The sequence below is a fragment of the Ventrimonas faecis genome (genome assembly GCF_040096075.1).
Lineage (GTDB): Bacteria > Bacillota > Clostridia > Lachnospirales > Lachnospiraceae > Brotaphodocola > Brotaphodocola faecis.
Genome location: NZ_JBBMFJ010000001.1, coordinates 158,297 through 182,909 on the forward strand (window position 1 = coordinate 158,297; position 24,613 = coordinate 182,909).

Genomic DNA, 24,613 nt, shown 5'->3' on the forward strand with positions numbered 1-24,613 from the left:
TATTCTACCCTGTTTTCTCCTTCCCTACAAGGAAATGTTTTCTTAAATTTCACTTGCCATCTCTCCGGGTATCCTTTATAATAAAATTACACTTCCAATTAATTCATAATAAAAATTCTGCAATTTCAAACATTCTTATCATTCTGTTTTTATTATGTTCCCAGTTTTACAGTACCTGTTATTCCGGCGCATTTTATATTTCAGCGGAGGTATTTTATGATATACGAAACTTTTCTTGAAACAGTGACAAACAAACTGCAGGAGGCATTGGGCGATTCCTACCAGTTTACCCTGCGGCCCCTTCCCAAAAACAATGGCGTTACCCTGGACGGGCTGACCATTCAGAGCCCGGGCTGCTCTGTTGCCCCTACGATTTATCTGAATCCCTACTACGAACAGTACCGCCACGGAACCGATATTTCTGAAATCGTACACGATATTTTGCGGCTCTATCGCGCGACTCCGTCTCCATCTGCCCTGCAGGCCGATTCTCTGGAACATTTTTCCGATCTGCGCTCCCGTATCATGTTCCGGATGATCCACACGGCCTCCAATCAGGTCCTCTTAAAAGATCTGCCCCATCTTCCCTATCTCGACCTCTCCATCGTCTTTTTCCTTTCCCTGGAACGCAATGAAGCCGGCCAGATGACCGCCCTCATTCATCAGGAACATATCCGGCGCTGGAATGTGACCGTGCAGGACTTATGGGAGGCCGCCAGCCACAACACACCACTGGAATACCCGGCTCAGATCCAGAGCATGGCCGATCTCTTGCAGGAAATTGCCCGAAAAAACATGGGGGAACACTATGATCCAGAGCTCATCAGCGAACTTCTGGACTCCGATGACGCATCTCCGCTTTACGTTCTCAGCAACAGCAACGGCCTGTACGGTGCCAGCTGCATGATCTACCAGAACGTACTGAAGGACTTCGCAGACCACCTTCAGGCAGATCTCATTCTTCTGCCATCCAGCGTCCACGAAGTCCTTCTGACTCCGAATCTTCCGGAAACCTCTTATGAAGACCTCAGTTCCATGGTGACCTCCATCAACCGTCAGGAAGTCTCCCCCGAAGAACAGCTTTCCAACCAGGTCTATCTGTTCTCCCGAAAAGAAGGGACATTAAAAATCGTGTCCAATGCGCCGGAGCTGGTGGGCGCGTCCGCACTTTCCTGAACACTTCCGGTCCGCTCTGTCTGCTCTGCAGCCAGTTGTCTGCGCTCTGGCCACCAGCTTCCTGCCTGACAGCCACTCTACAGGATCCGGCTTCCGATCTGGAAAATGGACACAGCAAAGCACCAGGCCAGCACAATCTGGAACAGGACCATCTGCAGCGTGAATTTTAATGATCTGGTTTCACGCCGGATCGTTCCCACTGCAGCCACACATGGGGAATACAGCAGGCAGAATACTAACAGCGCATAAGCATTGGCCATGCCAAACCCTGCAATTCCCAGAACCTTGGAAAGCTCTGCCATACCAGCCGCAGAGTTGATGTTGCTGATGCCATAAAGCACGGAGAAGCTGGACACCACCACTTCCTTCGCGGACAAACCGGAAATCAGCGCCACCGCGATCTGCCAGGTGCCAAGGCCTGCCGGTTTTAATACCGGAACCAGGAGACGCCCAATGGCAGCCGCAAAGCTCTGGGTCACATCCGTCTCATAGCCATGAACACCGAAGTTTAAGACAAACCAAAGTACAATGGATGCCACAAAAATGGTGGTTCCGGCCTTGGTCAAGTAATCCTTCACCTTATCCCATACATAGATGGCCACCGTTCTGGCATTCGGTGTTTTGTATTCCGGAAGCTCGATCAGCAGCGTATCCTCGTCCTTATTTTTTTCCCGTTTATGCAGGATAAACGCAATGGCAATGGCTACAATCAGTCCGATCACATACAGGGAGTAAGCAGCCAGCATGGCATGCTCTTTAAAAAACATCTCCGAAAAAAGCACATAAATCGGAAGTCTTGCGGAGCAGGACATAAATGGCGTGATGAGAATGGTGCGGCGGCGGTCCCGCTCACTCGCCAGCGCACGGGATGCCATGACCGCCGGAACCGTACAGCCAAAGCCCAGGAGCATCGGCAAAAAAGCCTTGCCGGAGAGCCCCACCCGGCCCATGATCTCATTCATGACATAGGCAACCCTGGCCATGTATCCGCTGTCTTCCAGAAAAGCCAGCGCCAGAAACAGGATGAAAATGTTCGGCAGGAACGTTAAAATGCCGCCCACACCGGCTACAATACCATCTACCACCAGGGAGATGAGCCAGTCAGAAGCCTGCACATGCTGCATGGCCGCAAGCACCGCCCCGGAAAACCATTCCAGCCCGGACTCAAAATATCCTTTCAGGAAATCTCCCACGGTAAAGGTCAGGAAAAAGACTGTCGCCATGATTCCCAGAAAGATCGGCACACCAAATACCGGATGGGTCAGCCAGGAATCAATGCGGTCTGTGGATGCCGACTTTTCCTCGCGTCCCATCATACATTCTTCCATAACTTCTTCTATGTAATTGTATTTTTCATTGATGATATCTTTTTCGTAATTTTTCTCCGCAATATGGCTGATATCCACCGGATGATCCTTCATCACCTCCGGGTCCTGCTCCAGTAGCTTCACCGCATGCCAGCGCATATTTTCCATGTCGCCGTATTTGGCCCTCAGAATCGCCTCAATCTGGCGGATTTTTTCTTCCAGATTCTCATCGTAATGGACTACAACACCCTGCGGACCTTCCTCATAATGGTGAACCACCGCATGCATCAGCACATCCAGACCGGTGCGCTTTCTCGCGGAAACCGGAACCACCGGAATGCCGCCCAGCATCTCCGGCAGGCGGTGCAGGTCAATCTCCATGCCCCGCTCTTCCACAATATCCATCATGTTCAGGGCCAGGATAACCGGTTTCTTCAGTTCCAGCAGCTGCAAAGTCAGGTAGAGGTTTCGCTCCAGGGAAGACGCGTCCACCACGTTGATGATAACATCCACCTCGCCTTCCTCGATACAGCGCCTCGTAACAATTTCCTCAATAGTATAGGAAGTCAGGCTGTAGATACCCGGAAGGTCAATGACCTTGATGGAACGGCCCTTGTAACTGGTACGGCCCTCTACCCGTTCCACCGTAACACCTGGCCAGTTTGCAACCTTTAAGTTGGCCCCGGTAAAGGCGTTGAACAGGGTTGTTTTACCGCAGTTCGGGTTGCCCACGAAGCCGACGCGGATTTCCCGCTGGCTCTGTCCGTTTTGCTTCTTCTCCAGCTTCAACCCGCCTGCCTGTTCCTGCATCTGCTCCATCTGCATTTTTTCCTCAGCCATGGTTCTGCACCTCCATCTCTGAGACCTCGATGCCGTCGCTGATGCGTTTGCCCACGGCCAGTCTGGTTCCGCGCACCTTAAAGATCACGGAACCGCTTCCTTTCTTATTTAAAAGGATCACCGGAGTCATGTTATTAACTCCTAATGCCTCCAGACGCCTGGTAATCGTCTCATTCACTGACACACTTTCCACCCGGTAGGTGTGGCCAATGATACCCTCATTTAATTTCATATAAATTCTCCTTCTAGTTAGCAGTTCATAACTCGTGTAAAAAAAATATACCCTTATTGAGAATTTTTGTCAATAAGAGTATATTTTTAGGGTCATTATTTGCTTTTCAGGATTCCAGATCCAGTAATGCTTTTTTTACCTCCAGCATCCGGTCACGCAGCACGGCGGCTTCCTCGAAGTTTAACTCGGCTGCCGCCTGGTGCATCTTCTTCTGGATTTCCTTCACCAGTTTGTTCAGTTCCTTCGCGCTCATGGACTCCAGATCCTTTTCGTCCGCAGACGGTGCTCTCTCTGCCGCCTTGGAAATGGAAATTAGGTCGCGCACTGCCTTTTTGATGGTGGTCGGCGTAATGCCGTGCTCCTCGTTGTAGGCCTGCTGAATCTGACGGCGGCGGTTCGTCTCGTCAATGGCCACCCGCATGGAATCGGTGATGGTGTCCGCATACATGATGACGTGACCCTCGGAATTTCGGGCCGCACGACCAATGGTCTGAATTAAGGAAGTTTCCGAACGCAGGAAACCTTCTTTGTCTGCATCCAGAATTGCTACCAGTGTAATCTCCGGAATATCCAGGCCCTCACGCAGCAGGTTGATGCCTACCAGCACATCAAATACATCCAGTCGCATGTCACGGATGATCTCCGCACGCTCCAGTGTGTCGATGTCGGAATGCAGGTACTTGACCCGGATGCCGATTTCTTTCATGTAGTCGGTTAAATCTTCTGCCATCCGTTTGGTCAGCGTGGTGATCAGCACCTTATGATGGGCCGCTACTTCTTTGTTGACCTCGCTTACCAGATCATCGATCTGGCCCTCTACCGGCCGGACGGAAATCTCCGGATCCAAAAGGCCGGTCGGGCGGATGATCTGTTCTGCCCGCAGAAGCTCATGATCCGCCTCATAAGGCCCCGGCGTTGCAGATACGAACATCATCTGGTCAATCTTGCTCTCAAACTCCGTAAAGTTGAGCGGGCGGTTGTCTAACGCAGACGGAAGCCGGAAGCCGTAATCCACCAGCGTGGTCTTGCGGGACCGGTCCCCGGCATACATGCCACGCACCTGCGGCAGTGTGATATGAGACTCATCTACAATGATGAGGAAGTCATCCGGGAAATAGTCGATCAGTGTCCACGGCGGTTCCCCCGGCTTTCCAAAGGTTAAGTGACGGGAGTAGTTCTCAATCCCAGAGCAGAAACCGGTTTCCCGCATCATCTCCACATCGAAATTGGTCCGCTCGGAAATGCGCTGCGCCTCCAGCAGTTTATCCTCACTCTTAAAGAACGCCACACGCTCCTTTAACTCCTCCAGAATATTCTCTGTGGCAAGCTGCATCTTCTCCTTCGGCACCACATAATGGGAAGCCGGGAAAATGGCAACGTGATTTAACTGCAGCTTTGCCTCGCCGGTCAGCGTGTCGATCTCCACAATGCGGTCAATCTCATCTCCAAAGAACTCGACCCGGTACGCCACACTGTCCGAGTAGGCCGGAAAGATTTCCAGAACATCACCCCGTACCCGGAAAGTACCGCGGTGAAAGTCCATATCGTTGCGAGTGTACTGGATGTCAATAAGCTTGTGGATAACCTCATCCCGGTCTTTCTCCATACCAGGCCGAAGAGAGATCACCATCTCCTGGTAGTCGATAGGGGAACCCAGACCGTAAATGCAGGAAACTGAAGCCACGATGATAACGTCCTTCCGCTCGGAAAGCGCTGCCGTAGCGGAATGCCGCAGCTTGTCGATCTCATCGTTGATGGCAGAATCCTTCTCAATGTAGGTGTCCGTGGAAGGCACATAGGCCTCCGGCTGATAGTAATCATAGTAGGAGACAAAATATTCTACGGCATTCTCCGGGAAAAATTCCTTCATCTCCCCATAAAGCTGCGCCGCCAGTGTCTTGTTGTGGGCAATGATCAGTGTTGGCTTGTTCAACGCCTGAATGACATTGGCCATGGTAAAGGTTTTACCGGAGCCTGTCACGCCAAGCAATGTCTCAAACTGATTGCCCTCCTTGAAGCCCTCCACCAACTGGGCGATAGCCTGAGGCTGGTCGCCGGTGGGGGCGTATTCAGATACTAATTTAAAATGGTCCATATTCTTTTCCTGACTGAAATAAATGGTTCATGTTGTTTCCCTCTCAGTATATCATTCCAAATAAAAAAAGTACAGATACACTCGAATGTTTGTTCTGTACTTTTTACTTTCAGTCTGTAATTTAAAACACCATCTGCACCAGCACCATATAGCACACCGTTCCGACGGCAATGGATACCAGCATTTTCCGAAATTTCAGGTGCAGCAGCACCGTCAGTACAATGGAGAGGATCTCCGGCAGACCGTAGGTGTCGCCGGTAAACTGTACTTTTCGCAGACAATATACCACCAGCATGCTGAATACAGCCCCGGGCAGCATAGTTCCGAGATACTGCACATACTTCGGTGTCGGGCGCTTTCCTCCGAATATCAGAAAAGGGAGAAACCGGGTCAGCATAGTTCCTGCCACACACAATGCAATGGTGATGATTCGCTGTGTCAGTGTCATGCGTGTTCCACCTCCATTCCCATTTTGTGTTCTACCGGCTTACGAAATGCTGTCAGCACCGCCAGAACACAGATCATGGTCGGGATCAGAAACTGATCCGGGCCAAATACAAACAGGCAGCCCACACTGGCCGCAAGTCCTACCCAGGCGCTGATGTGATGCTTTTCTTTCAGCCACTGTTCCAGGAAGATTACCACGAACATGGCTGTCATGACAAAATCCAGGCCTTCCGTATTAAAGTGGATCAGGTTGCCCAGAAGTCCGCCAATGGTGGCTCCGCTGACCCAGTAAAACTGATTCAGCAGAGTAACCCAGAAATAAAACCAGCCTTTATCAATTCCTTTCGGCACTTCGGCGGTGTAGTTGATGCTGAAACTCTCATCGCACATGCCAAAAATCAGATAGGGCTTTTTCCATCCGGTTTCCTTATATTTTTCCAGCATGGAGATGCCGTAAAACAGATGTCTCGCCTGGATCATCAGCGTCATGATGAATACCTGCAGCGGCGCAAAGGGCGCCAGCAGCATGCTTACTGCCAGAAATTCCAGACTGCCTCCAAATATCGTCATGCTCATGATGAGCGGATACCAGAATCCGAACCCGGACACATGCATGTAAATGCCGTAAGCCATCCCCAGAAACCAAAATCCGGCGAAAATTGGGATCGTGTGGGGGAATGCCGCGATCAGTGCTTTTCTTTTCATATATATAAGCAGAACCTCACTTTGTTACTATTTCGTATCGCGCCGATGGAACCTCAGGTTCCAACCAGCCGCCACTGAATTTTCAGGGCAGTACACGATATTTAGAATAGCACAAATCGCTCTGTCTGACAATCCAGACGGGTATGCTGTCTGGTGATGACTGGTATTCATATTCCCGCCAGGTATCTGCCCAGTTCCCGCCCCAGCGTCTGGGCAATGCTGATGCTCTGTCCTGGCAGGGAAGTGGTATACTGTGTGCCAAACCGCCTGCCGCTGCAGTTTCCGGTCGCATACAATCCCGGAATCGGCTCAAAGTTCCGGTCCAGCACCTGCTGATTTTCATCGATTTCCAGCCCACTGACTGTCACCAGAATTTTCAGGGACTGGCCCCCCGGCCGGTGACTGTCCTTTACAGTGCTGCTGGCATAAAACGGAGCTTTTTCAATCGGTTGCATCAGTCTCGGATCCTTGCCAAAATCAACGTCATGATGACTGTGACATAACGCATTGTAGCGTTTCACTTCACTTAGAAATGTCTCCTGATCCGCTTTTTCCTCAAACATCAGGCCAGCCAGTTCCTCCAGTGTATCCGCGCAGTAAAGCGGACGACTTTCCCCTGCCCGGTCCTGATCCATGATCATCTGATTCTTCTGGCTCTTTGCCTTTGCAAGTGCCGCTTCAAACCGTGCCATTTCTTCCTGATCGGTATAATCCAGCAGACCATGACAGGGCGTCTGAAATGTAATCTGCGTTTCAATCGTGTCATCAAACACGGCCCACAGATTGCCATTGGGCTGATGCGCCCCCGGAAGTGCTGCCAGAATGTGAGTACCAAAGGCTTCATCCGAATACCGTTTTCCATGTTTATTCACCCGCAGTACCGGAGTGGAACCGATCAGGCCGAATCCCGGGAAAGAATAGTTTCCGCCCATAGCCGCATGGCTGCGCGGCTCCAGCCTTCCACCGGCCCAGAGTCCCATGCAGATTCCGCTTCCATCCCAGCCATGTCCGGTGAAATCGCTGTCCGCTTCCGTCAGGTCTGCCGTTTCGGTCAGAAGATACCGGCACATTTGGGCATTCCGGCTGTAATCTCCTGCTGCCAGGATCACGCCTTTTTTCGCGCGGTACAGGCAGAGAGTTCCGTCTACAGCTTTGGCAAATACGCCGCTTACCCGGCCCTCTTCCGTCTGCTCCAGCTGCAAGGCTCGGGTGGAAAAGAAAAACTGCGCTCCGTACTCCTCTGCCAGACGGTGATTTGCTTTTATGACTTTACTCTGCAATGCCATCCCCATATTCGGGGTTCCCGGCCATGCGTGAAGCCCGTTCAGGAGCTCCGGCATATTGGAACTTGCTGGCGTCAGCACCGGGTGGATGGAATCTTTCTCCTCCTGGGATAATGGCTCGATCAGCCAGTCAAATGCCTCCCCGCAGTGCTGCGCATAAGTTCTGATCAGCGGGTACAGGGAACGGTTGCCGGTGCGAAGCTGCCAGTCATTTACAAAGGTGTCGATATCCACCTCCTGGACGCCGTGCTCTTTCTGCCACTGACTATTAATGTGTCCGATTTCTCCGATGCCAAGCACCCACTGTTTTTCTCGTTCCTGCTGCTCCAGCACGATCACGCCCGCACCAGCTTCCGCAGCCGCGCGGGCCGCACAGATTCCGGCATGACCGGCTCCGATCACGACAATATCTGCTTCCTGAGTCTTTTCTGCCTGATCCGGTGTCAGAGTCTCCGGCTTTACCGCCCACTTCTCATTCATACTGTTTTCTCCAGTCCTTTCTTTGCTTTCAGCGATCTGTTTTCCGCACCGCCGATCATGCTGCGTAAAGTATTTCCTGCCTTTTTATAAATCAGATAGGTCACAAAGGAAGTCACGCCATGCTTAAACAGATTAAATGGAAATACTGAAAACAGCATCAGCGTCGGAACATCCGTGATCATCGGATTGATGGCAGATCCCATCCCCATAATGACCTCCATCGGCATTCCGTACAGTTTCGAGTACAGCGGAAACGCAATGTAAGCGTTGATGAAAATAAAAGCAATGCTGACCACAACCGAAGATACCGTCATTGCGATTACCGCGCCCTTTTTCGTATGTTTCCACCGATAGATCAGCGATGCCGGCAAAACAAAGCATACGCTTCCCATGATATTCATGGCTTCACCTACATAAGCGGTATCAGAGCCCTGAAACAGAAGCTTTAACAGTACCTTGACCACAATAACCGAGCACCCGCTCACCGGCCCCAGAAAGAACCCCGCAAACAGCGCAGGCAGTTCCGAGATGTCAAATTTCAAAAATCCAGGCACAAAGGGCAGGGAGAAATTCAGCATCATGAGCACGGTGGAGACCGCGCCCATCATTCCAATAAATACTGTCTTTTTTACTTTTGATGATCGTTCCATATGTTTTCGTTCCTTTCCGAGATGAGGGCATCTTCATCGAAACAGGAAAACAGGTTCGTGAAAGGACAAAAATGCCCAACAGTCTGATTCTGACCATCGGGCATGCTCTGCTTATCCTCTTTCATCCGGACTTTTACGTTACTGTTTTTACGTTATGCAAACAACAACGTGATTTTGCCAATGCTTCGCATTCCAAATCGGCAAAATCTGCTGTCATTCCTGCAGCATACGGAATTTTCAGTTCAGAAGATTCCTGCTTGTAAGCTGCAGCACGCTACCGTCGGTCACGGAATTGCACCGTGTCGTGCCTTTCGGCTTGTGGACTTTACCACCGGTGGGGAATCACACCCCGCCTTGAAGATCATATACCGTTTTTTCTCTGAATCTTATTTTAATACCATTTGTACAACTTGTAAACCAGGTTCCAGATTGTGGCATAGTATCCTGCAGGTAACCATATTGCTTAAAAATACAAAATAATTCCCTTTTTTCTTAATAATTTGATAAGAATTTTCATATTTTTTTATTTTTTGAACACAATTTGGTCACATTTTTCCGTTATAGTATGTGCTTGTTCGAGAGGAATCCCGGACAGAGGAGGAAAAAATTATGATGAAGAAAGTATTTAACAAATCCATGATCGCTGTTGTAGCTGCTGCTATGGTAGCTATGGGAATCACCGCTTGCGGCGGCACCAAAGAGGAGACCACTGCTGCAGAGACTACTGTAGAAGAGACCACCGTCGAGGAGACTACCGTAGAGGAGTCCACCGAGGCAGAGGAGTCTTCTGAGGAAGCTGACGAGGAGTCCGTTGAGTCTGAGGAGGCATCTGAGGAAGAGGAGTCTTCTGAAGAGGCTGAGGAGTCTTCCGAGGAGGAGTCTGCTGAGTCTGAGGCTGAGGAGACTACCGCTGCTAACTAATTTACGGACAGCGTCATCTTTCACATAAGAGAAATACCGTATAAACGAAAAACCGGCAGATCAGTTTTCATAGCTGACCTGCCGGTTTTTTCCAGTTCTCATGCAGATATGCGCCTTATCTGCATGGTACTGTTCTCCTTTATCCCCAGACTTCCTCTGCAATCTCTTTTACCAGTTTCAGTTTTGCCCACTGCTCTTCCTCGGTCAGCTTGTTGCCGATCTCGCAGGAAGCGAAGCCGCACTGAGGGCTTAAGTACAGGCGGTCTAACGGCACGTACTTTGCTGCCTCATGGATGCGCGCAATCACAGCGTTCTTGTCCTCCAGCTTCGGAGATTTTGTTGTGATCAGGCCCAGAACGACCTTCTTATCCTCAGAAACATGCTTCAAGCACTCAAATCCGCCGGAACGTGCGTCATCGAACTCCAGATACAGCGCGTTGACATTTTCCTTTCCAAATACCAGCTCCGCGATCTTGTCGTAAGCACCGGTGCAGGCCCAGGTGGAATGGAAGTTTCCACGGCAGATGTGGGTGTTGATGACCAGATCCTCCGGCTGTCCCTCAATTACCAGATTGTTGATCTCCAGGAATTCTTTCTGCAGTTTTTCCAGTCCTGTGTCGTCGGTTCCAAAGAACATTCTTGCCTTCGGATCCACAAAACATCCCCAGGTACAGTCATCCAGCTGGATGTTTCTGCATCCTGCCGCGTAGAGATCTGCGATGACCTTTTTGTATCCGGCTACCAGATCCGCAATCAGCTCCTCATCATCCGGATAAATCTTTCTGGTATCCTCAATGTTCATCGGCATTACCAGCTGCTCTAAAAACTGGGCCGGTGCCGGGATCGTCTGTTTTGCTACGGTATTCTCATCTTCCAGCGCTTTCACGAATTTGTAGTGCTCCACAAACGGATGATGTTCCACGGAGATTTTTCCGGTCAGGAAAGTGTCATCGATTTTTGCTGCCTCATCATGGAACGGAAGTCCCTCTTCGGTGGCGCTGTGGCCTACGCCGTTAAATCCCCACATGAAGTCCAGGTGCCAGGTAGCACGGCGGAACTCGCCATCGGTAATCACATGGTATCCTGCCTTTTTCTGTTTTGCTACCAGATCGGTAATGGCTGCGTCTTCTGCTCTCTTTAATTCCTCTGCGGTGATAGTTCCTGCCTCAAACTCAGCGCGCGCCTTCTTTAACTGCTCCGGTCTTAAAAAACTTCCTACATAATCATAACGAAATGGGGTATTTTTGCTCATGTTGTTGTCTCCTTATCTGTTTTGTCCGTTATTTGCAGCCATTCTGCGTTCCTGCAAATGCGTCCATAGCTGCTTCTCTCAAATTCTTCAGTTGACTGTCAGCATGTCATGCTGTTCATGGCTCTTATCATACCCGCATTTTCGTTCTCTGTGAAATATTGAAAAAAAGCGGTTTGTCATAGTTTTAGTCTATAGCAAACCGTTTCAGTGCCTCAATATAATGTGCCGCAAACTTCCCCGGCACCACTTTTTTGTTCGTGATATACCCGATTTCCATATAATCATCGGCGTCTAACGGCACCGCCACAATGTCTTTTCCGTTCAGTGTTTCATTGATCACACCGCTGCAGATGGTGTAGCCGTTCAGACCAATCAACAAGTTAAACAGTGTTGCCCGGTCGCAGACCCGGATGTCCTTCCTGCTCTCCAGAGTGCTTAAAATCTCCTCCGAAAAATAAAAGGCATTGTGATCTCCCTGCTCGTAGGAAAGCCGCGGATACGGTTCCAGATCCTGCAACGTGATCTTCTCCCGTTTTGCCAGCGGATTTCCGGAGCCCACAAATACATGGGGCTTTGCCAGAAACAGACGTTCAAATTTCAGATCATGCTCTTTGAAGGCCTTTCGCAACACCGTCTCATTAAACTGATTCAGATAAAGCACCCCAACTTCACTTTTCAGCTTCGCCACATCCTCAATGATCTCATAGGTCTGGGTCTCACGGATTCGGAAATCGTAAGTTTCGCCGCCATAGGTTTTTAACAGCTCCACAAACGCCTCCACCGCAAAGGAATAGTGCTGGGTGGAAACACAAAACTGGTGGCGCACCGGAGATGCGCCGGAATAGCGCTCTTCCATCAGACTCGTCTGGGTAATGACCTGTCTGGCATAACCGAGAAATTCCTCCCCCTCAGACGTCAGGATAATGCCTTTGTTGGTACGCTGAAAAATTGTGATGCCAAACTCATGCTCCAGTTCCCGGATAGCCGCCGTCAGGCTCGGCTGGGAAATATACAGTTTTTCCGCCGCCTTGCTGATAGTCCCGGCCTCCGCGGTCTCTACGATGTATTTTAACTGTGTCAGTGTCATAGATTTGTCCTTTGTCTGATTGCGTTTTCTTTCATCATATCAACCGGCTCCGATCAGCACCCGCTTACCCTCAAACGCGAATCCATAACAGCGGATCCGGTCTTCCGGCACACCATGCGCGATCAGTTCCCGGTCATACTGCTTCTCTTTGATCTGCTTCAATGCTTCACAAACCGTGTCACCCAGAGAAGCTTCCTCTTCCGTCTCACGAACCTTAAACTCCAGGATGATTCCATCAAATTCCGGCTTTTGCGGAATCAACATCACATCGTACCGCCCCAGCCCGCTTTCCCGGTTGGACCGGATCAGATAAGTATCCTGCAGTTCCACCAGAAGTCCCAGCACAAAGCCATGATAAAAGCGTTCTGGCTGCGTCCGCTCAGACGGATGATTTCCCGTGTCAAAGCTGCTGAAAGTAGTCAGTGCCACATCATTCATGTAGGCGTTCATTTCTTTTATATTTCCCTTCAAAAGAGCCTCGATAAACGCATTATAATTGGTTCCGGAATTTTCAAACCATCCGGCAAACATATCGGAAAACATCCCCAGGGTTTCCAGATTGGTGATCATCAGATGATACCACGGTTTTCTCCATGCTCCGCGGTATTCGACCTGCTCCACCCTTAAATACCCGCTGGCCACAAGCAGGCTCCAGATTGCGTTCTGCGCATGATCCAGCTGGTCAAATACAATCTGCTCGTCAAAGGTTACCACAATTTCTCTGCCCTGAAGCAGATCCTCCATGCCTTCCTTTATTTCCGCAGATGCCGTTCGGATCAGCTTGTTGATCAGCACATTTCCGCTGGTTGCTGCCCAGTAGGCCATGAATGTTTTTTCCCGCAGGAAATTCGTGATGGACCATGGATTATAGATATCCCGCTTCGATCCAAACGTAAAACCGTCATACCAGCGCTTCACTTCTTTCTTTTTCTCTATTAAGCCAAACTGTTCCAGAGAAGCAAATACCTCTGCCTCCGTAAAACCAAAACAGTCCGCATACCGCTCTGAAGTGGTTGTGATCACGCTGAGGTTATTCAGATCTGAAAAAACCGATTCTTTGGAAACCCGGGTGATTCCAGTCATCATTCCACGTTCCAGATACGGATTGGTCTTAAAAGTCGAATTGAACAGGCTCCGGATGAACGATGTAAATTCCTTCCAGTAGCCATGAATGTACGCCTCCTGCATGGGCGTGTCGTATTCGTCCAGAAGAACGATTGTTTTTTTTCCATAGTAGCGGAACAGATAGCTGCACAATGTGCGAATGCTCAAAGAACACTCTGCATCTCCCATATCCTTGGTTATCTGCTCGTATTCTTTCTTTTCCTGCTCACTAAGCAAAGCACCATCAAGCAGATACCGGTTATTCCGGTACACTTCTGTAATCTGTGCTTTGATCTGTTTTTTGGTATCCTGAAGATTGTCAGCTTTTATGGCAGCAAAACTTAAGAATATGACCGGATAACTTCCCTGAAGACTCTGATACTTCTCCTCATTCCATATCTCAAGACCAGTAAAAAGATCCTGACGGTCTGCATATTGGTTTGAAAAGAAGCAATTCATCATACTCATATTCAGCGTTTTTCCAAACCGCCTCGGACGGGTAATCAGCGTAACCGAATCCCCTGACTCCCACCACTGCGAGATCAGTTTTGTTTTATCGATGTAGAAATAATTACCTTCCCTCAAAGACGCAAAGTCCTGCTTTCCGATTCCGATCGTACATGGCATCTGCTCCACCCCGTTTCTGTTCTGAATTTCTTGTTTATTATCTTATCATACCTGGGAATCGAAATCCACATGGATATCCAGCTTCATAATATCATCCACCGGCACAATCTCGCCCTCCTGCGTCCCGTTTTCCAGAATGATGCACCGCGCATAATAATCAATTTTCTTTACGGCTCCGGTAATAGTGCGGTAGGCACCGCCTTCTTTGTGTTCGTCCAGGACGAAGTAGGTGATGGTAACCTGCGGCCACAGCTCTGCGCCTGCTCGCTGCGGTTCTGCTGCCTGCAATTCCGCTGTCTGTGTGCCATCCTGCATTTGTCGTGACAGTTCCCCGCCCCGCATCTGTGCCTCCAGCTCATGCAGCTGTTCATCCAGCGCCGCCTTCTCGTACTCATCCAGTTCCTGTTTTCGTTCCGTCTGCCGTGCAGTTTCCTTTACCGCATCCCCATATCCAGTCAACGCTGCAAAGGGTGAAAACTGTGCCGCCCGGTCCATGATATCCATGGGCAGGTGACTGCGGGATACCGGGCGTTTGAGATAGAGCATGTCTTCATATTGCGAAAAATCTTTTTTCTGGTCCATTACGCCTTATGCCCTCCGATCTGGTCATTCCGTTCCTTCGCCGTTGCCCCTTCGCAGAGATTCATGCCTTTCAGAATGGCATTTTTTCCAAACTTCTTCTTAATATCCAGCATAGCATGCTGCAGACGTTTTTCCCGCTCCAGTTCCTGTTTTTCCTGTTTCCGCTGCTTTTCCAGTGCCGCGTAATCCATGAACAAGTCAAGCTGTTCCACCACCGGTTCCCGGCTTACGGAATGTTCCGGCACCACATGGTTTGCGACCAGATACATGCGGCGGATCAGCAGTTTTTCATTCACAATGCGGTCATAAAGATTTATCACAGCCTCGGTAATCTGCCGGGTGGAGGAAGTCAGATGTCCCAGATTCTCCGTTCCATGGGCATGTTTTGGAATCTTTCTTCCATAGCGGTCTTTTGCCACTTCGCCTTTGTAACCGCCACTGCGCTTTGGATTGGTCAGATTTTCAATATCATACCCAACAGTCAGCACCATCTGGTCGGTCACCAGCCCCTGATCCACCAGCTGCAGCGTCAGCTGATCCGCCATCTCCTTTACCACCAGCCTGGCATCTGCTGCCGTGTAGGGACAATGCAGTACCTGTCCGGACCCGATGCTGTTGTTTTCCGGACGGTATGCCTTGATGTGTTCCATGCGGCAGGGTTCGTACCCCCAGGCATGATCAATCAGAAGCTCGGCATTGATTCCAAACAGCCGGTATAACAGTTCTTCATTATGATAAGCCCCCGGCTTTCCAATAGAACAGCGCGCCACATCTCCCATCGTGTACATACCGTTTTCCGCAAGCTTCGCCGCATAGCCGCGCCCCACTCTCCAGAAATCCGTGATGGGCTGATGGGTCCAGAGTTTACGCCGATAGCTGATCTCATCCAGCATGGCAATCCGGGTCCCATCCTCGTCTGCCGGGATGTGCTTTGCCTCAATATCCATGGCAATCTTCGCCAGGTACAGATTGGTTCCGATCCCGGCCGTGGCCGTAAGTCCTGTAACCGCAAAGATCTCCTTCATAATCTTTTTTGCGTACTCCCGCGCTGTGCATCCGGCAGCGGGCAGATAGTTGGTCAGGTCCATAAACACCTCGTCAATGGAGTAGACATGAATGTCCTCCGGCGCCGCGTATTTCAGATAAATGTCATAAACCCTCGTACTCACTTCCATGTAGTGGGCCATGCGCGGCGACGCGATCAGATAGTCAATCTGGTACTCCGGATGTGCCGCCAGCTCCGGTGCCTGAACCGATGATCCGGTAAAGCGCCCGCCCGGCGCTGACTTTTTGCGCATCACATTGGCGCGTCGCACCTGCTCAATCACTTCAAAGAGTCTGGCACGTCCGGAAATTCCATACGCTTTCAGAGACGGAGAAACCGCCAGACAGATGGTCTTCTCCGTCCGGGACGGGTCTGCCACGACAAGATTCGTGGTCAGCGGATCCAGATCACGGTCTGCACATTCCACAGAGGCATAAAATGATTTCAAATCCATGCACAGATACGTGCGCGAAACCAAGCCTTCTTTTTCGCCAGATAACGTGGATTTTTTATTTTCAGTGACATCTGATCTCATGCTTAAACCTCCATGACTGGTCACAGCCGCAATTTACCTTTTCGGCTTCACGTGCTTTGCTCTGGTCCGCTTCCCTTCTCCACTGCCCCGATCGGGCAGATGTCATAGCAGATTCCGCATCCATCGCAGAACCGCAGATCGATCCGGTAATGCCCCTGGCGCGGCACCAGCGCGTGAAGCGGGCATTTCTGGGCGCAGCGTCCGCAGCGGGTGCAGTTGTCAAGAATATAGTATGCTGGCTTTTTCTCCTGGAAATCTGTTTCGTTCGTCATTTCGTTACTCCTTTTTGATTCTCAGTCTGATATTCAGTATACCATACGCTTATTTTTCTGTCCACAGGTATTGCGAACACCAGTTCTATTTTTTCCCCTTTGCTTTTCCTTTTTGTCTGTGCTATCGTCATTTCCGCTGCTTTCGAAAAGCATACAATTTCATACAGAAAACAAAACGACAGAAAATATCGCCGCGCCCCATGTCTGATGGCTGCGGCAATATTTTCTGTCGTTTTGTTGTTTTCTGAAATCTTTTATTCAGGGAGAATTTTTTATACTGCTGCTTCCTTCTGCCTGTTCGTTCGTCCATACAAAAAGGTTACCAGCATTGGACAAAGGATTGCTGTCACAATGATTGCTGCTGAAATCTGTGCCGTAGCAGTATCGCTGATCTGCGTACTGATCACCCCGGCTGCCGCAAGCGCTGCCGGAGTCGCCGCTGCATTTCCTGCCGTGGAACTGACAGCAGCGCCAAGCGCCGGAACCTTCATCTTCAGAAGCTTGTATACCAAAAATCCTGTCATTCCGGTAATCAGAGTGCCACACACACCCAGCATAATTCCAGGAATTCCTGCTTTTGCAAACGATGACAGTGTCAGATTTGCTCCAAGCGGGAATGCGAAAAACGGAATCAGCATCGTAGCTCCCGGTTCACAGAATTTACGGATTTCCGGATCCAGGTTTCCAAGGATCACGCCTGCAAGGATCGGAACCACACATCCTGCCAGTGTATTGACGGGAACGGAATATCCTGCCGCGCCAAGTGCCAGCATAGTGAAGAATGGTCCGTCATTGAGCGCCAGGATTGATACGGCACCAACATCAGTTCCATCTCCATATTCGCCTGCCAGAGCCGCATAAATTCCTCCATTGGAATTAGAAAAACATGCGATGATCGCAATGGGTGCAATTCCAAAGATTCCGTTTTCACCAAAGATCATTCCCACCAGAAGACCGCAGATCATACCGGATAATACCTTAGCTGCCGTCAATACAACTCCTTTATAAACAGTAACACCTGCTTCTTTAAAATTGATCGTTGTGCCATTGCAAAACAGAAACGCTGCCAGCAGTGACATGGAACCGCCCTTCCAGAGAGAGTAGGTAAACGTTCCATCAAAATAGGCAAACACCTGTGGAAAAAATGTATTTACCAGGCATCCAAGAAGGAGCGGAACGATCATCAGACCTCCTGGAATTTTCTTTACTGTTTCCATGATTTTCATAACCAGATCTCCTCAGATTCGTTCCAATCAATTCTTTTTGTACTCCGCATAATAGGTATTGATGGTATCCAGAATGGCTTTCTGTGCTTCCTCTCCAACCATGCCAAACGGCTTTCTGCACGGACCTACCGGGTATCCGATCAAATTGGTCGCACATTTTACGATGGAGTTCGGGTTGCCATACTTGAAGCAGTCACGAATCGGTGCGATGGAGGACTGTGCTTCTTTTGCCCCCTCGATATCCCCTGCCAGGTATTTCTGGTAAATGCTTACCATGATCTCTGGAAGAATGTTTGCGATCGCGGTGATTCCACCCTTACCGCCAGCCATCAGGGTATACAGGATCAGGGCGTCATTCCCGGAAAGTACCGCAAAATCTTTTCCCTTTGTTGCGTCAATGTACTGCAGAATGTTATTGAAGTTTCCGCTGGAATCCTTCACACCTGCAATGTTCTTGATATCCGCCAGTTTTCCTACGGTTGCCGGAGCCAGCGCAGCGCCGGTGCGGGCCGGAATGTTGTACATCACAATCGGGAGATTAACTGTCTCCGCAACTGCTTTGTAATGTGCATATAACTCGTCCTGGCTGATTGCTGCAAAATAGGGGGTGATTACGGATAACACATCCACTCCGATCTCCTGTGCCTTTTTGGAAAGGGCAATGGTTTCTGCTGTGCTGACACAGCCAGTACCTGCGTATACCGGTACACGTCCCTTTGCTTCCTCCACAAAAATTTCCATCACACGCACTTTTTCTTCAAAGCTCAAAATATAAAATTCTCCGTTCGTGCCAAGACAGAAAATGCCATCGCATCCTGCCTCAATCTCGCGGTTGATCTGATTTCTCATCTCTGCCTCATTGATGCTTCCATCCTCAAACATCGGGGTCTGCATTGCAGCAATAATACCTTTAATCTCTGTCATTGTTCTTTCCTCCAAAAATAATTTTTTTACGCATAGTTCTATTCCGGAAGCCGCAGCTTCATCACGGCTTTTCTGTAATGATGCTGCTCGCCTGTGTGCGAAACTGCTTTATGTCCATCCTGGGGAAATGCTGCAAAGAACATTCCCTTAGAAATCAGAATCGTATGATTCTTTACGCCATCCAGACGTTCCTGATCTTTTTCCTCATTGTAAGGAATGACTGGCACCAGCTTACTGCGGTCCTCCCAGGCAAGCTCCTCACATCCTTCCAGCATAATCTGAACATCCACATATTTGCGGTGCGCCTCAAAAGTTCCTTCGTCCATCGGTTTGGTATCGCCTTCCTGAATCATGAGAAATCCGCCTTCAAATTCATATCTTCCCACTTCCCGGGACGGGAGTTCTCTGAGGGTCTTTAACCCATTCTTCAGGCCCGGAAGAATGGATTCATAATATTCCATATTTTCAACGCGATCAATGATCATAATCTGCTCGCTCCTATCTGCTCTGAGCCGCAGTCGGATTGTATAATCCTACGGTTTCCCGCTTGCTTCCCATCACATCTTCCTCTGTAAAGCTTACATACTTGATTCCGATTCTGTTCTTATAGGCATAGGCAAGATGCAGTCTTCCATCTTTTCCCTGCATCAGATACGGATACTCATACTGCTTGTTATTGGTGGTATTTTCCTCACCGGAAAATCCCTCTCCGCGCTCCATCAGGCGCACCATCGGAAAGGTTTTGCCTCCATCCTCAGAAAGCGCAACCGCTACCGGACAGCGCAGTCCCGGCCATGCCACCTTGCCATACTGCGGATTCGGCACATGGGTCGGATTGTAGGCAATTGCCAGTCTTCCGCTCTGAAGCTTTAAGGCACTGATGCTGGAGTTGTTGTTCGGAAGCACGGTCGGCTCCGGTTTGGTCCAGGTATCACCATTATCATCCGAATGGCTGATGTATACAAAATCGGCAAAGCGGCTTCTCATCAGCGCGATCAGTTTTCCAGGTTCCAGCTCTACTACATTCGCATGTACCGCGCCGTTGCTTTCCGGCATTTCCACTAGCTTCCAGCTTTTTCCCTGGTCGTCAGAAATACGGAACGCGGTCGGATCACCTTCCAGGCCATTCACAGAATCGGTGCAGATCCAGTTTCCGAAGATCCATCTTCCATTGGAAAGCACCTGGATTGGCTGTCTGCAGAAGCTTCCTTCCTGCGGGAAAATCACATCTGCCTCTCCCCAGGTTTTTCCGCCATCAAACGATTTCTGGCGGCGGATAATAGAAGTAAACTGCATGTTATCTTTTCCTTCCATACGATCCAGCTGCGCAGTGTACATACACCATACCGCGCCATCCGGTCCCAGGAATAAGGACGGATTCTGCTCGCTTCGTTCGCTATCGTAAGATACTGCCACCGGCTCCTCCCAGTGATCGGAGCCCTTTTCTTTTCTTGCGCATACAATGCTGATATCCTTGCTGCCCTCAAAGGAACCAGCAAACCATGCACAGAGCATATCTCCGTTTTCCAGTTCCAGAAGTGCCGGAGCATGAGCTGTCGCGTATTTTCCCGGAGGTACCATTGCCTCCAGAGTTCCCATATCATCATTTACATAAACAGTTCCATCCGGAGTCAGTCCTCCAATGTGTCTGTATTCCATACATAATCCTCCAAATTTTATCGGTATGCCCACACGCTTAACTGCGGAAAGAGCATATAAATCAAAATAATCAGTGTCATAACGCCCCAGAACGGAAGCACTTTCTTTGCGATTGTCATCGGATGTACCTTTGCGATTGGTGACATGATGTACAGGGATACACCAAACGGCGGAGTCAGGGAACCGATTGCCACGATACCGGACATACCGGCTCCATATACCATCGGATCAATTCCAAACGATGCCGCGATCGGCGCCACGATCGGAACAATGATCGCGATCGGGTTCATGAACATCATACCGATGGACATCACCACAACCGATGCAATAATGAATGCGGTCGGAGTAGAAAGAACGCTTGTGATTGCCGCCGCAATAATATCACCACCATGGAATACATCCAGAAGGCTGGAAAATGCTACCGCAAATGCAAGCATCATCGCAACAGAAGCTACGTTTTTTACAGAACCCTTAAATGCTTCCCATAATCCTTTCAGGTCCAGGGATTTGTAAATAAACAGAGATACGAAACATGCGTATACTACAGAAATTGCTGCTGCCTCTACAACACTGAGCAGATTGGAAAAAATACCTCCAAGGATGATGACCGGTGAAAGAAGTCCCCAGATGGAGGTTCCTACTACCTTTACAAATCCTTCTGCCTTTAAACTCTCATAAGCTTTTCTGGATTTCTCCATATCTCCGGTGTCTTTTCTGCAGTGAATCAGCGTCAGTGCCAGCAGAACGACTGCACAGGTAAATCCAATGACTGCACCGACCTTGAACATCTGTCCCTCATCCGTACCGGCCATCGCGCAGTACTGTAAGATTGCGGAACTCGGCGGAATCAGCTGACCAAGAGAACCTGCTGCCGCGAGCATTGCGGCAAAGAACGCACGGTCGTAACCGTAATCAATCAGCATCGGAAGCACCATAGCGCCAACGGCTGCCACAACGGCCATTCCGGATCCGGAGATCATTCCATAGAAAATTGCGGTGAGAACAGCAACCATGGGAATGCAGGAACGGCTTTTGCCTAAGAAATACTGAAAAAACGCGAAGATCTGTTCCGTCAGCTTCCCTTTTGACATGATATTTCCGGAAACTACAAACAGCGCAATCGCAACATAGGTGCTTTTTCCTGCTGCCTTACAAAGCCACTCCACAATGCTCATCATATCGTACTGGGTAAAACCAGTCGCAATTGCCGGTATAATAAATGCCGCGCCATAAGATAAGGTCATGGAAAATCCGAGTCCCAGCAGGACAATAAAAAATGATACGAAAATTAATGATAACATAATTGATCCCCCTGTATTATTTTGCTCTGGAAGCCTTTACTTCCATGATTTTCTGAATGTCACGAATGATGTTTACGCCAAATCCCACGATGGGTGCCAGATACACGATCCAGAGCGGAAATCCGGTTTTTCCGGTGCCTCCCTCAGCAATGGTTTTTCCGACAAATTGAAAACCTCCATAAATGATCATCAGGGACATTGCAATATCAAGGACATACTGTACATATTCCAGGACATTCCGCAATGCTTTCGGATACAGGTTTGTAAGCGCATCCACAATGATGTTCGCACTACGCTTGGTACAAAAACTTGCGCATAAAAACGCAACCCAGGTGTATGCAAAGTTTGCCAGTTCCTCCGGCAGACCTGCTGCTGACGGATACGCGAATTTAAAAATGGTGTTTACCGTCTCCATCAGAACCATAAGAATAATTCCGGCAGCGATTACATTTTCTTCTGCCTCATCAAAAATACCCAGCCATTTGTTCTTTGCTGTCTCCATGTTTACCCCCTAATTCTTCTTTCTGTAAATGCTTGTCTCATCAAAAACAGTGTCATACATCTGCTGAAAAATCGTTTCTTCCCCAAATCCACCAGATTTGGAGATTACCTGAATTCTTCTGCCATTCCAGCGCATGGCAGAGAGAACTGCCCCTTTTCCGATCTCGCAGATCGGCACCAGTTCCGTTACTCCGGTCAGACGCATAAATCCCATCAGGGTATCCCCTCCGGTCATGCACAGGGTTCCATTCCAGCCCCGCCTGATCATACCGACTGCGATCCATCCCAGAGTATCCGCGATTCCGAACCGTACCTGACTGCTGGTCAGACGCATTCGCTCTGCATAGGCCAGTGCGCTTTCCTCATCTGCCTCATCTAACGTATCTACCAGATACCGGTCCGTTCCACAGAGCTTTTCGTAAAGCTGGTTAAGAAATGCTTCTCCTGCTTCGGATGTTCTGTATTCGGGATTCAGTTTCTGCTCATTTTTCAGGCGTTCAGACGGAAAGCCGTGCTCTCTTGCATAGGCCAGCTGCTTTACAGTAATTTCATTTACGCTTCCGCATAAAACCAGAAGTCCGTCTGAATCCTGCATATAATGCGGATTTCCTCGCTCAAAATCAATTAGTACTTCATATGCCGCAGCAAATCCCGCGCAGCCGGCGCAGATCCGGTAATTGGTATGTTCTTTCAGTCTTCCGGCAATCCGGTACATATCATAATCCGTCTCCGCGTCAAACAGAAATACCGTCGGTTCTTCCTGTTCCCACTTTACATGCTCGTAAGAAAACAGCGGCACCTTCTCCACATGAATCTCATTCTGGAGATGAATCACATCTGCCACATCCGATTTTAAAACCGGCTCAAACGGATCCTTTCCAAAAACACTTTCCTCTACCGGAACACCATCAATGTAATGTACGCCATCCTTCGTCGTCCGGTGGAGGGATGGAAGCGCGGGAATGCAGTACGCCACGGTTTCTTCATAGGCATCCATGACTGCTTTTAACTCTGCGCCTACATTTCCGCGAAGCCCGGAATCGGTCTTTTTATATACATACCCGAATCCGGCTTTTCTGGCGTTTGACGCAAGATGGAAGACTCTCTGATACGCCTCTTCCGGGGAAAGGGGCCGTGTGTCGGTGTTGACCACTAGCAGCCTGTATTCCTCCTTCAGATCCTGAAAATCATACTGGTAATCCGTGATGATCTTTGCGCGGACCCCCATCTTGGTAAACTGGATTCCAGTATCCAGCGCACCGGTAAAATCGTCTGCAATGATCAGGAGTTTATCCATATGGATTACCCCCTTTTCTCAAGTCTGCTCAGGGCCATCTTTGCTCCATATTCGATGGAATTGAGCAGGCTCAGTTCATTTGCGTCTCCTTTTCCGGCATGATCGAAAGCGGTTCCATGATCTACGGATACACGGATGATCGGAAGTCCCAGCGTGATATTGATTCCCGCAACTGCATTCCACTGCTGCCGCTCACGGTCATACACAAATCCCTGTACTTTTGTCGGAATATGTCCCTGATCATGGTACATGCATACAACAATGTCATACCAGCCGCCGATTGCCTGGGAAAATACCGTATCCGGCGGACACGGTCCGATTGCCTGAATGCCCTTTTCCTTTGCCTCCGCAATGGCCGGTTCAATCTCCTCAATTTCCTCTCTTCCGAACATTCCATGTTCGCCACAGTGTGGATTTAAGCCTGCCACAGCTACCTTTGGCTCCTTGATGCCAAGATCGCGGCATACCTCATCTGCCATCTCGATCACATCCAGGATCCGCTCTTTTTTACAACGGTCGCAGGCTTCCCGTAAGGATACATGGGTGGATACATGTACCACACGGAAATCATTGTGTGCCAGCATCATGCAGTACCTTTTTGTTCCGGTATAGTCTGCGTAAATCTCCGTATGACCGGAATAATGATGTCCTGCCAGGTTGATGGCTTCCTTGCTGATTGCGTTGGTGATCGTGCCATCCACCTCATCTGCCATTGCCAGCTGAATGGCTTTCACCACATACTGGAATGCGGCTTCTCCTGCTTCTTTGCTGATCTTTCCCAGCTCGATCTCAGACGGATCGGAGATCAGATGCATATCGTAAACATTCATGATGCTCTTCTCATAAACCGCATCCTTTACATCTTCGATCACATGAATCCGGATCTGATCGTTTAATCCGGTACAGACAAGCGCCTGCTGCATCATGCACGGATCGCCAATCACGACTGGTCTGCACATTTCATAAACACTGTCGTTCGCAAATGCTCTTGCGGTGATCTCCGGTCCGGCTCCTGCAGGATCTCCTGCCGTAATTGCCAGAATTGGTAACTGTGCCATGTTGTAA

Annotated in this window: 23 protein-coding genes; 2 read left to right on the forward strand and 21 right to left on the reverse strand. The window is 49.4% G+C overall.

The annotated features are described in order from the left end of the window. The first annotated feature begins 216 nt into the window (after positions 1–216). On the forward strand, positions 217–1,176 hold the full coding sequence (locus WMO41_RS00760; RefSeq protein ID WP_177291354.1) for a DUF5688 family protein: 960 nt from the start codon (positions 217–219) through the stop codon (positions 1,174–1,176). A gap of 77 nt (positions 1,177–1,253) precedes the next feature. Here the strand turns inward: WMO41_RS00760 and feoB are convergent, their stop codons facing one another. The 7 genes from feoB to WMO41_RS00795 form a co-directional block, all read right to left on the reverse strand. Beyond that, a complete protein-coding gene (gene feoB / locus WMO41_RS00765) occupies positions 1,254–3,293 on the reverse strand; it encodes a ferrous iron transport protein B (RefSeq protein ID WP_349228233.1) in 2,040 nt (679 codons plus the stop codon). Positions 3,294–3,315: 22 nt separating this feature from the next. Further along, positions 3,316–3,561 carry a FeoA family protein gene (locus WMO41_RS00770; RefSeq protein ID WP_494338405.1) on the reverse strand — a complete coding sequence of 82 codons (246 nt, stop codon included), beginning with the start codon at positions 3,559–3,561 and terminating at the stop codon, positions 3,316–3,318. Positions 3,562–3,661: 100 nt separating this feature from the next. Continuing rightward, positions 3,662–5,650, reverse strand: coding sequence for an excinuclease ABC subunit UvrB (gene uvrB / locus WMO41_RS00775; RefSeq protein ID WP_349228164.1), 1,989 nt, complete (start codon positions 5,648–5,650; stop codon positions 3,662–3,664). Positions 5,651–5,771: 121 nt separating this feature from the next. Next, on the reverse strand, positions 5,772–6,098 hold the full coding sequence (locus tag WMO41_RS00780) for a branched-chain amino acid transporter permease (RefSeq protein ID WP_349228165.1): 327 nt from the start codon (positions 6,096–6,098) through the stop codon (positions 5,772–5,774). Next, complete coding sequence (locus WMO41_RS00785; protein WP_349228166.1) at positions 6,095–6,802, reverse strand: AzlC family ABC transporter permease; 708 nt, start codon at positions 6,800–6,802, stop codon at positions 6,095–6,097. The genes WMO41_RS00780 and WMO41_RS00785 overlap by 4 nt, the downstream gene beginning before the upstream one ends. A gap of 167 nt (positions 6,803–6,969) precedes the next feature. Then, positions 6,970–8,565, reverse strand: a complete 1,596-nt coding sequence (locus WMO41_RS00790; RefSeq protein WP_349228167.1) for an FAD-dependent oxidoreductase — start codon at positions 8,563–8,565, stop codon at positions 6,970–6,972. Next, entirely contained in the window at positions 8,562–9,215 is a 654-nt protein-coding gene (locus WMO41_RS00795; RefSeq protein WP_349228168.1) for an ECF transporter S component, read from the reverse strand. The genes WMO41_RS00790 and WMO41_RS00795 overlap by 4 nt, the downstream gene beginning before the upstream one ends. Before the next feature lie 609 nt (positions 9,216–9,824). Here WMO41_RS00795 and WMO41_RS00800 point away from each other — a divergent pair. Next, positions 9,825–10,136: a hypothetical protein gene (locus tag WMO41_RS00800; protein ID WP_349228169.1), complete on the forward strand. Its 312-nt coding sequence runs from the start codon at positions 9,825–9,827 to the stop codon at positions 10,134–10,136. 139 nt (positions 10,137–10,275) lie between these two features. On the opposite strand, the gene WMO41_RS00805 is transcribed toward WMO41_RS00800, so the two are convergent. The 14 genes from WMO41_RS00805 to pdxA form a co-directional block, all read right to left on the reverse strand. Beyond that, complete coding sequence (locus tag WMO41_RS00805; protein WP_349228170.1) at positions 10,276–11,388, reverse strand: 5-methyltetrahydropteroyltriglutamate--homocysteine S-methyltransferase; 1,113 nt, start codon at positions 11,386–11,388, stop codon at positions 10,276–10,278. A gap of 184 nt (positions 11,389–11,572) precedes the next feature. Further along, the gene (locus WMO41_RS00810; protein ID WP_349228171.1) at positions 11,573–12,475 is read right to left on the reverse strand and encodes a LysR family transcriptional regulator; all 903 of its coding nucleotides are present in this window, start codon (positions 12,473–12,475) and stop codon (positions 11,573–11,575) included. A 39-nt stretch (positions 12,476–12,514) separates the two neighbouring features. Continuing rightward, the gene (locus WMO41_RS00815) at positions 12,515–14,206 is read right to left on the reverse strand and encodes an AAA family ATPase (RefSeq protein ID WP_349228172.1); all 1,692 of its coding nucleotides are present in this window, start codon (positions 14,204–14,206) and stop codon (positions 12,515–12,517) included. Between the two features lie 45 nt (positions 14,207–14,251). Next, a complete protein-coding gene (locus WMO41_RS00820; protein WP_349228173.1) occupies positions 14,252–14,788 on the reverse strand; it encodes a YolD-like family protein in 537 nt (178 codons plus the stop codon). Then, positions 14,788–16,287, reverse strand: coding sequence for a Y-family DNA polymerase (locus tag WMO41_RS00825; RefSeq protein WP_349228174.1), 1,500 nt, complete (start codon positions 16,285–16,287; stop codon positions 14,788–14,790). The genes WMO41_RS00820 and WMO41_RS00825 overlap by 1 nt, the downstream gene beginning before the upstream one ends. A gap of 128 nt (positions 16,288–16,415) precedes the next feature. Beyond that, positions 16,416–16,640 carry a DUF362 domain-containing protein gene (locus WMO41_RS00830; RefSeq protein ID WP_349228175.1) on the reverse strand — a complete coding sequence of 75 codons (225 nt, stop codon included), beginning with the start codon at positions 16,638–16,640 and terminating at the stop codon, positions 16,416–16,418. Between the two features lie 272 nt (positions 16,641–16,912). Beyond that, on the reverse strand, positions 16,913–17,866 hold the full coding sequence (locus tag WMO41_RS00835) for a 2-keto-3-deoxygluconate permease (RefSeq protein ID WP_349228176.1): 954 nt from the start codon (positions 17,864–17,866) through the stop codon (positions 16,913–16,915). 27 nt (positions 17,867–17,893) lie between these two features. After that, complete coding sequence (gene dapA, locus WMO41_RS00840) at positions 17,894–18,790, reverse strand: 4-hydroxy-tetrahydrodipicolinate synthase (RefSeq protein ID WP_349228177.1); 897 nt, start codon at positions 18,788–18,790, stop codon at positions 17,894–17,896. Between the two features lie 38 nt (positions 18,791–18,828). Then, on the reverse strand, positions 18,829–19,275 hold the full coding sequence (locus tag WMO41_RS00845; RefSeq protein ID WP_349228178.1) for a NanQ anomerase/TabA/YiaL family protein: 447 nt from the start codon (positions 19,273–19,275) through the stop codon (positions 18,829–18,831). Positions 19,276–19,288: 13 nt separating this feature from the next. After that, positions 19,289–20,449: a sialidase family protein gene (locus WMO41_RS00850; RefSeq protein WP_349228179.1), complete on the reverse strand. Its 1,161-nt coding sequence runs from the start codon at positions 20,447–20,449 to the stop codon at positions 19,289–19,291. Positions 20,450–20,466: 17 nt separating this feature from the next. Beyond that, positions 20,467–21,750: a TRAP transporter large permease gene (locus WMO41_RS00855; RefSeq protein WP_349228180.1), complete on the reverse strand. Its 1,284-nt coding sequence runs from the start codon at positions 21,748–21,750 to the stop codon at positions 20,467–20,469. 16 nt (positions 21,751–21,766) lie between these two features. Further along, a complete protein-coding gene (locus tag WMO41_RS00860) occupies positions 21,767–22,252 on the reverse strand; it encodes a TRAP transporter small permease (RefSeq protein WP_349228181.1) in 486 nt (161 codons plus the stop codon). Positions 22,253–22,261: 9 nt separating this feature from the next. Next, positions 22,262–23,548 (reverse strand): four-carbon acid sugar kinase family protein, encoded by a 1,287-nt coding sequence (locus WMO41_RS00865; RefSeq protein WP_349228182.1) that lies wholly within the window; start codon positions 23,546–23,548, stop codon positions 22,262–22,264. 5 nt (positions 23,549–23,553) lie between these two features. Then, a complete protein-coding gene (gene pdxA / locus WMO41_RS00870; RefSeq protein WP_349228183.1) occupies positions 23,554–24,606 on the reverse strand; it encodes a 4-hydroxythreonine-4-phosphate dehydrogenase PdxA in 1,053 nt (350 codons plus the stop codon). Positions 24,607–24,613: the final 7 nt, after the last annotated feature.